General features: G+C 58.7%; 7 protein-coding genes and 5 pseudogenes. 6 read left to right on the forward strand and 6 right to left on the reverse strand.

What is annotated here, in order from left to right; translation table 11 throughout:
* Window positions 1-54 precede the first annotated feature (54 nt).
* The 4 genes from HAP48_RS23900 to dctA form a co-directional block, all read right to left on the reverse strand.
* Entirely contained in the window at window positions 55-441 is a 387-nt protein-coding gene (locus HAP48_RS23900) for a response regulator transcription factor (RefSeq protein ID WP_166209475.1), read from the reverse strand.
* 93 nt (window positions 442-534) lie between these two features.
* Window positions 535-1,212, reverse strand: a complete 678-nt coding sequence (locus HAP48_RS23905) for a response regulator transcription factor (RefSeq protein WP_029084516.1) — start codon at window positions 1,210-1,212, stop codon at window positions 535-537.
* Window positions 1,209-3,881 carry a PAS domain S-box protein gene (locus tag HAP48_RS23910; RefSeq protein WP_029084515.1) on the reverse strand — a complete coding sequence of 891 codons (2,673 nt, stop codon included), beginning with the start codon at window positions 3,879-3,881 and terminating at the stop codon, window positions 1,209-1,211. The genes HAP48_RS23905 and HAP48_RS23910 overlap by 4 nt, the downstream gene beginning before the upstream one ends.
* A gap of 931 nt (window positions 3,882-4,812) precedes the next feature.
* Window positions 4,813-6,135 (reverse strand): C4-dicarboxylate transporter DctA, encoded by a 1,323-nt coding sequence (gene dctA / locus HAP48_RS23915; RefSeq protein ID WP_029084514.1) that lies wholly within the window; start codon window positions 6,133-6,135, stop codon window positions 4,813-4,815.
* 489 nt (window positions 6,136-6,624) lie between these two features.
* On the opposite strand from dctA, the pseudogene HAP48_RS23920 reads away from it, so the two are divergent.
* A pseudogene (locus HAP48_RS23920) lies at window positions 6,625-6,886 on the forward strand (DNA-binding protein); the annotation flags it as partial.
* A 203-nt stretch (window positions 6,887-7,089) separates the two neighbouring features.
* Window positions 7,090-7,387, forward strand: a pseudogene (locus HAP48_RS23925) (Rieske 2Fe-2S domain-containing protein); the annotation flags it as partial.
* 44 nt (window positions 7,388-7,431) lie between these two features.
* On the opposite strand, the gene HAP48_RS23930 reads toward HAP48_RS23925, so the two are convergent.
* Entirely contained in the window at window positions 7,432-8,766 is a 1,335-nt protein-coding gene (locus HAP48_RS23930; RefSeq protein ID WP_166202952.1) for an IS1182 family transposase, read from the reverse strand.
* A gap of 57 nt (window positions 8,767-8,823) precedes the next feature.
* On the opposite strand from HAP48_RS23930, the pseudogene HAP48_RS23935 reads away from it, so the two are divergent.
* From HAP48_RS23935 to HAP48_RS23945, 3 pseudogenes are all read left to right on the forward strand, one after another.
* Window positions 8,824-9,570, forward strand: a pseudogene (locus tag HAP48_RS23935) (RHO alpha subunit C-terminal catalytic domain-containing protein); the annotation flags it as partial.
* Window positions 9,571-9,573: 3 nt separating this feature from the next.
* A pseudogene (locus HAP48_RS23940) lies at window positions 9,574-10,273 on the forward strand (GntR family transcriptional regulator).
* Window positions 10,274-10,283: 10 nt separating this feature from the next.
* Window positions 10,284-11,264 (forward strand): annotated as a pseudogene (locus HAP48_RS23945) (PDR/VanB family oxidoreductase).
* Between the two features lie 928 nt (window positions 11,265-12,192).
* Here HAP48_RS23945 and HAP48_RS23950 read toward each other — a convergent pair.
* Window positions 12,193-13,527 carry an IS1182 family transposase gene (locus HAP48_RS23950; RefSeq protein WP_166202952.1) on the reverse strand — a complete coding sequence of 445 codons (1,335 nt, stop codon included), beginning with the start codon at window positions 13,525-13,527 and terminating at the stop codon, window positions 12,193-12,195.
* A 314-nt stretch (window positions 13,528-13,841) separates the two neighbouring features.
* Between HAP48_RS23950 and HAP48_RS23955 the strand changes: the two genes are divergently transcribed.
* Window positions 13,842-14,519, forward strand: a complete 678-nt coding sequence (locus HAP48_RS23955; protein WP_029084512.1) for a molybdate ABC transporter permease subunit — start codon at window positions 13,842-13,844, stop codon at window positions 14,517-14,519.
* Window positions 14,520-14,594 lie beyond the last annotated feature (75 nt).

Below are 14,594 nucleotides of genomic sequence, written 5' to 3' on the forward strand. Positions count from 1 at the left end.
GTCGTGTCGCGTGAGAAGTGCGCAGATTGGACATGAGGTTGGCGGTCTTCTGGATTAGGTGTGCCCCCCGTCGCGATTCTCCTGCAGTGCGGCATCGAGGCACTCGATCAGCGTATGTCCGGCGAAGGGCTTGGCCAGAAAGCCAATCGCTCCCGCGTCCAGGGCTGAGGCGCGCACGCGGTCGTTCGGGAACGCAGTAATGAAAATGAACGGCACACCGTGACCTCTCGCCCGCATTTCTGCCAACAGGTCCAAGCCGCTCATAACCGGCATCTGCAGATCCGAAATTACGCAGGAGGTTTCGTTCAATCGCGGTGACCTCAAGAAGTCCTCGGCCGACGCAAACGTTTGGACGATGTAGCCACGCGATTTCATAAGGTTCTCTGTCGCCGCGCGGACCGACGCGTCGTCGTCAACGACAGATATTAAAGGCGTGGACAAGACGTGCCCTCCGGACGCGGGAATGGCGGCTGCCGCAGCATTAGCCACCCTCGGCGAAAAGTGGGCTTGAGTGTTGAAATTGTAAAATCATACTTAGGTTTGTTCGGGCCGATTTGCGCGGATGCTCAGCGTCTCAGTCATTCTGATCAAATCCGCGAGCGACCGGGCGCGCATCTTTTTCATTACGTGTCCCCGGTAGATCTTGACCGTAATCTCGGCGAGCCTCAGCTCGGCGGCTATCTGCTTGTTCATCAGGCCGGTAGCGACCAGCTTCATCACCGCCTGCTCGCGCGGGCTTAAGGTGTTAAATAGAGCCTGCAGTTCCGCGACGGTCTGCTCAGCCTTCCGTCTTTTGCGATCACGTTCGGTCGCGGCGACCACGGCGTCAAGCAGCTCCTGATCGCGAAACGGTTTGGTGAGAAAATCGACGGCTCCGCCTTTCATGGCCCTGACGCTCATGGGAATGTCGCCATGGCCGGTGATGAAGATGATCGGAATATGAATGTTCAACCGCGCCAGGTCAGCCTGGAACTCAAGTCCACTCAGACCTGGCAGCCGGATATCAAGAACCAGGCAGCTAACAACATCGGGAAGCCCGCTCTGTAGCATTTCGCGGGCCGATCCGAATGCAACGACGTCCAGGCCGACCGATTGAAAAAGGTTCGTTAGCGACCGACGCATCGAGGTGTCATCTTCGACAACGAAGACTGTCGCATTTGCCGACGCTTCAGCTTTGCTGCCTTCGCGCGGGGGGGAAGGGCGTTCGCTCACGGCACGAGCTCCTTGTGCAACGGTAGGTCAAACCGAAAGCTCGCTCCCGGCCCCTGCTTGCGAACGACTGAAAGGCGCCCTGCATGAGCTTCCACAATCGAGCGGCAGATCGAAAGGCCCATGCCAAGGCCACTCGACTTTGTCGTGAAGAAGGGGTCTAATACTCGGTCGGTATCATCTTCAGCGATCCCGACGCCGCAATCCGTCACGGTAAGCTGCACGTATCCCGTATCGTCCTCCGACGACTGAATCACCAGTTCGCGCGTCCGGTCCGTAACTGCGTCCATGGCTTCGATCCCATTCATCACCAGATTGATAATCACCTGTTGCAGCTGAATCCGATCACCGAGGATTGCGGGCAGCGCTTCCGTCAACTTGGTCTTTAGCGTCACTCGGTGGTTAACCAGCTCACGTGCCACCAGAGCAATAACATCCTTGACTACATCATTGATATCGAGCGGTACCATCTCGATCTCGCCTTTCTTCGCAAGTGCGCGAATGCGACGGATCACCTCGCTTGCCCGGATTGCGTCTTCGATTATCCACTCAACCGAACAGCGAGCGGCGGAAAGATCAGGTGTCTGGCGGCCCATCCAACCGAGGCACGCGTCGGCGTTGCTGATAATCGCGGCGAGTGGCTGGTTGATTTCGTGGGCGATGGAGGTTGTCAGCTCTCCTAGCGTCGTCACACGCGTCACATGCGCAAGCTCCGCCTGCGCCTTTCGGAGCTCTTGTTCGGTTTGATCTCCGCGAATCAAAGCGGTGATGTCGGTGCTGACGCCGCGGTAGCCGAGGAAATTGCCGTTTAAATCAAAAAAAGGCTTGCCGCTCGTCCGGACGTAGATCGGAGATCCCATACGGTTGACAGTGCGGTAGACCAGATCCCGAAACGGAAGATGCGCCTCCAGCGTCGCCCGATGTTGCCGCCACTTCTCAGGTTCTTCCTCGACGTCGCACGCGATGTCCCAGCGAGGCAGGCCCATCAATCCCGTCGCCAATATTCCCGCAGCGCTGGTGTGCTCGGATAAGTGGGTGACCTGATGATCTGGTCCCGTCTCCCAGAGCCAGTCGGAAGCTGTTTCGGCGTAATCGCGAAAGCGCTGCTCGCTTTCGCGCAGCGCGGCAAGTGTGTTTTCCAAGCGTTCCCTAGCGGCGTATTGCTCGGTGACATCCATGTGTGTTCCGATGAGTTCGCGCACATTGCCATCGCTGCCGACCACCACATGCGCGACGGAGTGTATGCGTCTTATCCCGCCATCTGCTAGAAGGATTCGAAAATCATACTCGAAGCGCTCTTCCTTGCCTTCGATAGCCTGGCGCTGCACTTCCTGAAGCCGCGGCAGGTCATCTGGATGAACGCGCGACCGAATGGTCTCGATCGATACAGTCTCTTGCGGTTCAAAGCCAAATAGACGGTCGACCTCAGCGGAGCGATACACAAAGTCGAGACTGTAGAGGTCCCAGGACCAGCTGCCCGTGTGACTGAGACGCTGGGCCTCGGCCAAATAGGCTTCGCTACGGCGTAGCTGCTGTTCTACTTGCCTTGCTGCCGTGATATCCGTCGCTGCGCCGACAAACTCGATGTCACCGGTGGCAGTTCTTGTTGCTCGCGCCCGCGCGTGGATGTGCTTCACCGAGCCGTCCGGCAGCAGCAACCGGTATTCGTGCTCGAAGTCCCTTGGGTCTCGCATCGCTCGATCGATGATCTCTTGGACCGAAGCTTTATCGTCTGGATGGGTACGCTCGACAACCAGTTCCGGCGCAGGAGCCGTCTGCGGGTCCAATTGGAAAATTCGAAAGTTCTCCTTTGACCAAAAGACCTCGCCGGTAGCAACGTTCCAGCCGAAGCTGCCTGTGTGGCTCAACTCCTGCGCCTGAGCCAAATGGGCTTCGCTCCGCTGCAGGGCAAGTTCGGTTCGCTTTCGCTCCGTGACATCTTCGCACGCTATTAGGACAATGGGCTGGTCATCGGCCCAGAGCATGGCTTTAGCGTTTTCACGTACCCACAGTACCGAGCCGTCTTTCCTGATTTTCTGGACATCCCAGGTGTGCGATTGGCCGATATCTTCAAGGCAGGTGCGAACGCATTTGTGAACGAACGCGCGATCTTCCTCGAGAAAGATTCCCAGCACGGATTGGCCGATCAGTTCGTCGCGGGCATAGCCGAGTTGTGTCGCGCCGAAGGTATTGACGTTGAGGACCGTACCGGCTTCATCGAGCATGAAGTACATGGCCGGGTTGTGCTCAAAGATCGCGCGCCACCGTTTTTCGCGATCCTTCAAATCGGCCGCGCCGCGCCGCAGCTGGGCCGCAGCCTCATGCGTAGCCTCTCTTTCCTGGCGGACTCTTCCGATCAGGTGTGTTCCAACGATCGAGACAGTAAGAAATGCGACGACCACCGGAAGAGCTTGGGGGTCGTCAATCCGTAGACTGAACGCCGGCGGCACAAAGCAGTAGGCCAAAGCAGCGATGGCTAAGACGGAAAGCGCGTATGATGCGACAAAGCTGCCGATCAACGAAAACAGCAATATCACCAGCAGATAGACGAGCGCCATCGCGGCGAAATGCGTTTGAAGGTAAAAGGAAGCTAGCGTCACCACCGCCAGCGTTATGCTGCCGAAGGCAAACTGCGTGGCCGAACGTTTGAAATTGCTGATCTGATTATGCATTCTTCGACCGTCCGGCCGTTATGCGGCAGGAGAGCTATAACATTCTAGGCAAAAGTAAGGCAATCCTTTCTGCCCCAGAGACGCACACGAGCATTTCCGGGATCGATTGCTTACGGTTGAACTGAGCACGTACCGAAGAAAGGCGCATTACAAACGTACGTATAGTTGTCCTAAACCATTCAATATCGCGCTGACATGCGTGCAACCGAGCCCGGGCTATCTGTTTTCCTTCGCTATTGAAACGCTCGCGGGCGCGTGAGGCTGCGGCCGAGCACAGCTGCGTGGCGCCAAGGCACATCAAGGTCAGGGTCAGCGGCCACATCAATTCAGCTAAGCGCTGACGCTGAACAATGCGGCAGGCCTTGCCTATGCGGAGAGAGCAGCGAAAAGCTCTGGAGCGCCGTGACGTTACCCTCTGGGATCCATCTCAGGCTGGTGAAGGGGCCAATCTGGTCCACCGTGATCACGTCCATCGCGGTCTCTTCCGCAATGCGCACCGGAACAAGCCAGATGATCGAGTTGCGCCAGCGAGGTCGCCGTCGGACGTGGCGGGTTCATCAGTAGCCACGTACCAACCGTTTCATGGGCGGACCGGGTACCGTGGACCGTCACGCCGCACAGATTCTGTCATTAACCGTATGCTCTGGCTCGGCAAACCTTGCCCCGGCATTTGGATGGCCAGGAGCTGTACCTCAAAAGGCGCGCCTGGAGATGGCTGCCGAAAACAATGCTCTCTTTTCCCTTTTTATGTGAGGATCTTTCTCAGAGCAGTTGCCTGGACCGCAGCGCAAAGCAGGCGGTCCGAGATCGCGTGAGAAAACGCTCCGGTTTGCAGTTCAGGTCGGCTGCGCCGATCTGAACTGCGAAGAATCACAAGTTTGGGCAACACTCGCGTTCGACGCGTCTTGTAATCACGGATAAAGTCCGTGGCCTACCTCCTTGTGCTTCTAATGTCGATGCTGGTGGAATCGGCGGGCTGGTTGAGCCGGGCGTGCAGCGTCCCGTGCTTGAGTTCGCCTTCCCACCAGGAGACGAACACAGCTGCGATGCCGTTGCCGGTGATATTGGTAAGGGCTCGTACCTCGCTCATGAACTTGTCGATCGAGAACACGATTGCCATGCCCGGCACTAGCGCTGGGTTGACCACCGACAACGTAGCAGCGAGCGTGATGAAGCCCGCGCCGGTGACGCCGCTTGCCCCCTTCGAGGCCAGCATTGCCACGAGTAAGATCGTGAGCTGCTGGCCAAGAGTGAGATCGACCCCGAGCGTCTGGGCAATGAACAAGGTCGCAAGCGTCATATAGATGTTGGTGCCGTCGAGGTTGAAGGAGTAGCCGGTTGGCACCACGAGGCCGACCACGGGCTTGGAGCAGCCCAGCCGCTCGAGCTTCTCCATCAATTGCGGCAGCGCGCTTTCCGAAGACGAGGTGCCGAGCACGATTAGAAGCTCATCCTTGATATAGGCAATGAACTTGAAGATCGAAAAGCCGACAAGGCGCGCGATCAGGCCGAGAACGACCACTACAAATATCGCGGCCGTCGCATAAAATAGCGCGATCAGACCGATCAGATTACCGAGCGCCGCCGGCCCGAACTTGCCGATCGTGAAGGCCATTGCGCCGAACGCGCCGATCGGAGCCGCTTTCATGATGATAGCGATCACGCCGAACACCGCGTGCGCAACGTCGTCAATCATGCCGCGCAGCCGCGCTCCACGCTCTCCCAGCGCCATCAGCGAAAAGCCAAACAGGATCGCGAACAGGAGCACCTGCAGAACATCGCCGCGAGCCAGGGCGCCGACCACGGTATCGGGAATGATATTGAGAAAGAAATCGACGGTTTTCGAGGCTTCCGCCTGCTTGACGTAATTGGCGACTGCCGCAGCATCGGGTTTGACGGCAAGGCCACGGCCGACTTGAACCAGATTGCCCATGACAAGGCCCAACACCAAGGCAAAGCTGGAGACGATTTCGAAGTATACCAGCGCCTTGACGCCGACGCGCCCGACTTTCTTTGCGTCCTGAATATGCGCGATGCCGGATGCAACGGTGCAGAAGATGATCGGCGCGATCACCATCTTGATCAGCTTGATGAAGCCGTCACCGAGCGCCTTGACCCAGTCGTTGGTCGCGACCGATGGCCACTGCCATCCGACGATGGCGCCAATCACGATAGCGATCAACACTTGGACGTAGAGAATTTTATACCAGGTTTGCGACGCGCGCGCAGGCGCCGCAGTTGCCATGGTGGTCATGACGCTTCCTTCCCGAATTCCCTCGAATGTGAGCCGCCGCGTCGTGAGAGCCGACGGCATCATACGAGGCTGTCCTTTTAGCCGTAGCCGTGTCCGATTGAAGACGGTTCCGGGAGCCGGCGCGTCATTCCAAAGGCAGGCATTCAGTCACGTTATCTTTTTCGGCAAGCAAGATTTGCACCAGACGCTAATCTGCGGCCGATCAAACCAGGCATAAGCCGTCTATCTCTTGATGAGGTTATCTGAATGCTCGGACCTGCGTTCGCATGTTCGAATGGAAGGCGTTGCGCTGGGTGGCGTATCTCTTGCTCTGGCAGGGCACGTAGGCCGAGTCGCGTCTCAGCGTTGAAGCTTAGCGTGATCGGAATGTGTCGAGTGCCGAGTTGATGCAACAGTGCGTTGCATTGGTAAAATCGATTGTTTGGATCGCAGGTATCCACGCGATGGAAGCTTGGCGACATCTGAGCGTCAGATCGAGATTCTTTTTGGGCGCGTTATCTCTGCTTGGCGGGCCGCACGCTCAAAGCGCACCGGACATATGGCGCAGGGCCAACGTATCGACGAATTTGGCGGTCGCGTCATCTACGCACTGGATGAGCTGAAAGCGTGGGCCGATCTCGCTGTCAGGGCGTCAACGTCCGATCCCGTAAAGGCATTGTTGCTGCCGGCCAAGAATCGCCCAAGGCTGCGCCCTATGCACGCCAGGAGTCATGGTGATCGCCGCATGAGAATAGCGACGATGCAGGACTGAGATGCAGCAGGATGTGCCGTCTGGCGATGTCCCGGGAGTTTGACCAAGCTGATGCCTCTCCATCGCCGGCCGGGATATATAGGGTTGATAAAATCGAATCTTGTATACATGCTGTCATTCCGACGACGATTTTGACTGCAAAAATTTCTCATAATGAGCATATTTCCCACGAAATCTCGAATTAGTGTATACACTAAAGCCGCATGAGCGATTGCTTTCCGACCAATGCCTGTACGCGGCCGCTTGGGATGCCGAGGTCAAGCAGGCGCTGTTGCCGCGCACGATCTGCGGCAGGCACGCCGTAATGTATCGGCGGGGGCGCTGGAGGATGCCTGTTGGCATCGGTTGGTGCCGCTCTCAAAAGGGCGCCTTGAGGGCGACAGCGTTGTCTGCGGCTATCATGGGCTGAAATTCAATGCGCAGGGGCGCTGCACCTTCATGCCCTCGCAAGAGACAATCAATCCCTCCGCATACGTGCGTGCCTATCCCCTAGGAGCCCGTCCAGATATGTTTTCGTGACGGGCATTTGTTGTAGAGTAGCAGGCTCAGGCTGCGTTTGCGAGGTTGAACAGCTTGAGGAGGTTATGGACGGTGCAGATCATTGTCCACTCGGCGCGCACTTTCTCGATGCCCCGCAACAGGAACTGGCGGAAGCCTCTTGCCTGTTTGATCTGCCCGAACACCGGCTCCACCACTTGCTTTCGCAATCGGTAGGGTGTTTCGAAGCCGCCATCGTCGATCTTCTTTCGCATGGCCTGTGTCAGCGGGCCGCCGACTTTTCCGTTCGCTACTGTCGGGTGTTTGGCGCGTCCGGGCGCGACATAGCCATCGATGCTGCGTGTGTCGAGCGCTTCGAGATTGGCTTCGCTGCAGTAGCCGGAATCCGCTGAGGCCTGCCGCGGCTTGCGGCCAAGATTGCTCTCGATGGCCTCGATCAGGGGCACCAACTGGCCCTGATCGCTGCCGTGCTGGGTCAGTTCTTGCGCGACAATGATCTGGGCATGTGCATCGACGGCCGCCTGGGCATTATAGGCCTGAACGAAGCCATCCTTCGACTTCATGATGCGGCTTTCCGGATCGGTGAAGTTGCGTTGCGCCTTGGGATTGGGTTCCTCCGATGGCAGCGCCGCCGGTTTGCCCGGCTTCTTGCGGCCTTCGGCCTGGCGCTGCTGTTCCTTTTCGGCCTCGATGCGGCGCTCTTCCTCCGCCGCCAGTTTGGCGTCCGCTTCCAGCGCCGCCATCGCTTGCTGGATCTTCGCCAGCCGTTTCTGCTTGTCGACGGTCCAGTCCGGCAGTTCGTCGCTGTTGCCGAAAGTCTCATCCTCCGAGGCATCCGCCGCCTCGGCGGCCGCCAGCATGCGAGCGACCTCGGCCTTCAATTCCGCCTCGCGCTTCTTCATGCGCTCATAACTCATCGCCTTGTGTTTCGACGCGTTCGCCTTGATCTTCGTACCATCCAGCGCGACATGACCGAGCTTGACCAGCCCGGCCGTCTCGCACAACTTCAGAACCTGCACGAATAGCGCGCCGAGCGCCTTCAAATGTCGCTTGCGAAAGTCGCTGATCGTCCGAAAATCCGGCGCATCCAGCGCCACGATCATCACAAAATCGTTCCGCTCCCGGCAGGCCTTGGCAATCCGACGCGACGAATACAGCCCACTCGCATAGCTATGCAGCAGCAGCGCCACCATCATCCGCGGATCAAACGGCGGCTGCCCAAGCCCGCTCACATAGCTGCCCATGATCTCCCTGAGATCGAGGCTCTCCCGCACCAGATCAACCATAAACCGCGAGACATGGCCTTTCGGCACGAAGTCCTGCACATTCGGCGGCAGAAGCAGCGTCTGATCGATGTTCCAAGGCCGAAAATACTTGCTCATCGCCCAATGTTGAATCAGACCCGACCAGATTTGAACAGCGACTATCCAGACAAGCTCCTAGTCGAGCGCAATCGCTTCATCTGGCTGTGGATGGGCGATCTGGCGCTGGCTGACCCAGATTTGGTGCCGGACATGCACTGGAACGACGATCCTGCTTGGGTCGGTGATGGTGAGACCATTCACCTCAAATGCGACTATCGTTTGGTCGTCGACAATCTCATGGACCTGACGCACGAGACTTTTGTGCACGGGGCCAGTATTGGCAACGACGCCATCGCGGAAGCGCCGCTTGACGTCACGCACGGCGAGAAGACTGCCACAGTAACGCGCTGGATGAAGGGGATTACCCCCGCCGCCGTTCTGGTCGAAACAGTTGCAAAAGCCTGGTCGGGTGGACCGCTGGCAAATCATTCGTTTCGAGGCGCCGTGCACCATCAATATCGACGTCGGGGTGGCGCCCGCCGGAACAGGCGCGCCCGAAGGCGATCGCTCGGCGGGTGTCAATGGTATGGTTCTCAACACCATCACGCCCGAAACGGAGACGACCTGCCATTATTTCTGGGCATTCGTACGTAATTACCGCTTAAGCGAACAGCGTCTGACCACCGAACTCCGCCAAGGCGTTTCCGGCATCTTCCGAGAGGATGAGCTTATTCTCGAGGCGCAACAGCGCGCCATCGACGAACATGCCGATCGGGTCTTCTACAACCTCAACATCGACGCTGGCGCGATGTGGGCACGCCGCCTGATAGATCGCATGATCGACGCGGAAATCCGCCGCAGCACCGGCAAGCCGCGGAGTAGGACATGGCCGAGCGTGACAGCGATCGCTCTGTCTCACAGACGGTGCGTGCCCAGCTCAGTTTGCGCGATCTGATTCTGTCGGGTGATTTGCGGCCCGGCGAACGGATCTCCGAATTGCAGGCTGTGGGGGCGACCGGCGCCTCGCGCACTCCGGTGCGAATGGCGCTGGTTCGACTGCAGGAGGAAGGGCTTTTGGAAGCGATCTCTTCCGGCGGTTTCATGGTAAAGGCATTCTCCGAGCGTGATGTCGTGGACTCGATCGAACTGCGCGGCACGCTCCAGAGGCTGGCCGCACGCGTTGCCGCCGAGCGCGGTGTTTCGTTGCGCGATCTCGAACCCGCGTCGAGACTTTCTCCTCCTACGTCGCGCTCAACGCGCGCTTTCACGCGCTGCTGACGGAATTGTCGCGCATCCGCCCTTGATCAGGCAGGTCGATCGCGCGTCCGCATTACCGTCCGCCTCGCCTAGCGGCTTTGTGATGATACAATCGACACTGCCGGATGCGCGCCACACACTCCTAATTGCGCAGGATCAACACCGCGTCGTAATCGACGCAATCGAAAATCGAGAAGGCGCGCGGGCCGAAGCAATCATGCGGGAGCACGCGCAAGTGGCGGCGCGCAATTTGCGCTTGGTGCTCAAGAACAAGACGCATTCCGACCTGCTGCCGGGACTGGCGCTCATTAGGATGGCAGGCGATTGAAGGGAGCTGCATGCGGTTCATTGAAAGCTGGATACCCGCAACCCTCGTTGCGACATGCGATCTGACGCCTTCGATCCGCGAGCTGCTGATCAAGCCGGACAACTTTGATAGCGCGGCCTATCCGGTGGGCAGCCATATCAATGTCGCCGTCACTGTCGATGGACACGGCCGGAGACGCGGTCCTACTCCTTGGTCGGCGAAGTCGACCGGGCGGGCTATGGCATTGCGGTGCGGCGCGTGGAGGCTCGCGCGGCGGCTCGCAGTACATGTGGTCGCTCGCGCCGGGCGCGCGGCTGACCATTACATTGCCGGTCTCACTGCTGTCGATAGACTGGGCGCGCCGGCACTACTGCCTAATCGCCGGGGGCATCGGTATTACGCCACAAATAGGGGCAGCTCAGGCGATAGCCCGCCGCGATAGCCAATTCACTTTACATTATGCCGTGCCTTCTCGTGATCAAGCCGTCTATCTGGATGTCCTCGTCCCCTTGCTGAACGAGAGACTTAATATCCATGCAAGCAACGAAGGGCGTCGGCTCGATTTCGATGACTTGTTCGCCCCGCTGCCGCCTGACGCCTTGACACTCTTGTGTGGTCCGATGCGGATGCTCGATACGGCGCGCCGGGCTTGGACCGGCGCAGGGCGCGCACTATCGGACCTACGCCACGAGACCTTCGGTTCGAGTGGCTCGCTGCCGACTGAAGGTTTCCGGGTGTGCCTTGCAGATCCTGCCATCGAGCTAGTGATTCCGCGCGATCGCTCGTTGCTCGATGTACTCAATGAAGCTGGTTACGACGTGATTGCGGATTGCCGGCGCGGGGAGTGCGGCGTCTGTGCGATCGATCTCGTCAACATCGACGGTGAACTTGACCACCGCGACGTCTTCTTCAGCGAGCAGCAAAAGCGCGCGAACGCAAGATCTGTGCATGTGATTCTCGCGCTCACGGCACGATCACCCTCGATATACTACATCGCCTGGACACGATATAGGCTCGTTGCAGCGCTTGTTTCGGCAGTGGGTCCTAGTCCAGCGCTCGGAACAACTGGCGCATGACCACGCATGGGACTGTGGCGCGGTTGCCGGCCGTCATGCCTGCTAGCGTTTAAGGAACGGCTAACCAATTCTTCGAAGCAGGAGATGCACGCGAGGATTTCCGTCGAGTATCCGGAACGTTATGAGACCCCAAGGGCATCTCGCGCACGTCAACTCTGCAGTTTCATTGTGCGGCGCTGTCCGCTCGAGGACAATGATGCCAGAAAGCTGACAGAGCGTTAGGTCCACTCCACAGCAATGCCCATCTATGCGCGTTTTTCCTCACGTTGAGCACGGAGTGCATCACATTTGGCAAGCGGCACAGACATTGCTGGACGACAAGACAGGAGCTGCTGCCGTCAGACTGGGTGAAGCGGCCCTGTCACAGGAGTCTCCGATGAGGCCTGCGATTTCCGCCCTCTTGCCCTCTCTCGCAGAAATGACGCGCGTCAATATGGCACCCCTCATCAAGTTCCTCATGCCGACGGATAGGCTTGCCGGATTGTCAAAGCGGGCGAGGTGGTCCGAAGCCATGTTGAATGTCATAGCGGGCACTGAGCTATACAGCCAGGCCACGCAAGCTCCAACATTTCTGGCGTTTCGCTCGGGCGACCGCGGTCGCCCGGCTCGGCTGCTTGAGGGCGGCCTCGCGCCTCCGGAAAGCCACTTCGCCTCTCTGGCGAGTTCGGCTTCGAACGTTGTGAATCGTGCGTGCAAGCCGTCGTCGTTCTCCGTGCCGTCGATCTGCAGGCGCGTCGTCGCCGCAAAAGGGACGAGTGGGCCGGACACCGCAGATGCATTCGCAATGGGGAAGGCGGCGCGGCCGAAGCTAGGAGCCCGTCCAGATATGTTTTCGTGACGGGCATTTGTTGTAGAGTAGCAGGCTCAGGCTGCGTTTGCGAGGTTGAACAGCTTGAGGAGGTTATGGACGGTGCAGATCATTGTCCACTCGGCGCGCACTTTCTCGATGCCCCGCAACAGGAACTGGCGGAAGCCTCTTGCCTGTTTGATCTGCCCGAACACCGGCTCCACCACTTGCTTTCGCAATCGGTAGGGTGTTTCGAAGCCGCCATCGTCGATCTTCTTTCGCATGGCCTGTGTCAGCGGGCCGCCGACTTTTCCGTTCGCTACTGTCGGGTGCTTGGCGCGTCCGGGCGCGACATAGCCATCGATGCTGCGTGTGTCGAGCGCTTCGAGATTGGCTTCGCTGCAGTAGCCGGAATCCGCTGAGGCCTGCCGCGGCTTGCGGCCAAGATTGCTCTCGATGGCCTCGATCAGGGGCACCAACTGGCCCTGATCGCTGCCGTGCTGGGTCAGTTCTTGCGCGACAATGATCTGGGCATGTGCATCGACGGCCGCCTGGGCATTATAGGCCTGAACGAAGCCATCCTTCGACTTCATGATGCGGCTTTCCGGATCGGTGAAGTTGCGTTGCGCCTTGGGATTGGGTTCCTCCGATGGCAGCGCCGCCGGTTTGCCCGGCTTCTTGCGGCCTTCGGCCTGGCGCTGCTGTTCCTTTTCGGCCTCGATGCGGCGCTCTTCCTCCGCCGCCAGTTTGGCGTCCGCTTCCAGCGCCGCCATCGCTTGCTGGATCTTCGCCAGCCGTTTCTGCTTGTCGACGGTCCAGTCCGGCAGTTCGTCGCTGTTGCCGAAAGTCTCATCCTCCGAGGCATCCGCCGCCTCGGCGGCCGCCAGCATGCGAGCGACCTCGGCCTTCAATTCCGCCTCGCGCTTCTTCATGCGCTCATAACTCATCGCCTTGTGTTTCGACGCGTTCGCCTTGATCTTCGTACCATCCAGCGCGACATGACCGAGCTTGACCAGCCCGGCCGTCTCGCACAACTTCAGAACCTGCACGAATAGCGCGCCGAGCGCCTTCAAATGTCGCTTGCGAAAGTCGCTGATCGTCCGAAAATCCGGCGCATCCAGCGCCACGATCATCACAAAATCGTTCCGCTCCCGGCAGGCCTTGGCAATCCGACGCGACGAATACAGCCCACTCGCATAGCTATGCAGCAGCAGCGCCACCATCATCCGCGGATCAAACGGCGGCTGCCCAAGCCCGCTCACATAGCTGCCCATGATCTCCCTGAGATCGAGGCTCTCCCGCACCAGATCAACCATAAACCGCGAGACATGGCCTTTCGGCACGAAGTCCTGCACATTCGGCGGCAGAAGCAGCGTCTGATCGATGTTCCAAGGCCGAAAATACTTGCTCATCGCCCAATGTTGAATCAGACCCGACCAGATTTGAACAGCGACTATCCAGACAAGCTCCTAGTACAGTGTGCGTCGATCCCACAGATTGATCGATTGATTCAGACCGGAGATTCTGAATCGCCGCTAAAAGGGAACGATGTGAGAACGCGCCGGCGGTTAGCAAAGGACCTTGTGAACCGACCTGGCAGGATGCCTCGCTTCTGGAGGTTGGATCCGGCCAAAAGGCGCTGCATGCCAAATCCTTCAGCAAGCCGGACGTGCAGGCGATCGCTCTGCCGATATGGCAACGTGCTCTCACCGTGGAGCTGACGCACATGGATACCTTTTCGGCCGAGATCTGGCAATCCGTTGCGCTCACGATCGAGCTCGCCAGCATGACGACGATGATCCTTTTGGTTGTTGGCGCGCCACTCGCGTGGTGGCTGGCACGTTCAAAGACGGTTTTGAGCAAGGCGGTGGCGACGATCATCGCGCTGCCGCTGGTGCTGCCTCCGACGGCGCTTGGTTTCTGCGTACTCGTCCTGCTCGGCCCGAACAGACCGGGTGGCTTTCTCGCCTCTTTCTGGGGCGAGCACACGCTCGCCTTTACCTTTGCAGGAATTGTAGTCGGATCGGTCCTCTCAGCGCTCCCTTTGGTGGTGCAGCCGATCCATAATGCCTTTATTGCGATAGGCGGGGGACCGCTCGTCAATCAGCGTGCTTCTCCATTGTATGCCTTCATTACTATCGGTCTGCCGTTGGTGCGACTGGAGTTTCTCAAGGCTGCCTTGGTTGGCTTTGCTCATTCGATCGGCACCTTCGGCGTAGTGATGATGATCGGCGGCAACATTCCTGGGCGCACCAAGGTGTTGTCAGCTTATGTCATTGACTATGTGCAAGCATCGCGCTGGAGCGAGGCAAGTTGGATTGCCGGCGGTATGGTGATGTTTGCCTTTGCCGTCATTTTTATTCTAACCTTCATCGACAAACGCTGTGCCAGAAGAGGCACATGAGGGCACCAGCCCTGATTGAATCCGCTTCGGTATGACGGCCAGACATGTCCGATCGTGAGCGAGCAGCAGCATTGC

It is taken from the genome of Bradyrhizobium septentrionale (genome assembly GCF_011516645.4).
GTDB classification, from domain to species: Bacteria; Pseudomonadota; Alphaproteobacteria; order Rhizobiales; family Xanthobacteraceae; genus Bradyrhizobium; species Bradyrhizobium septentrionale.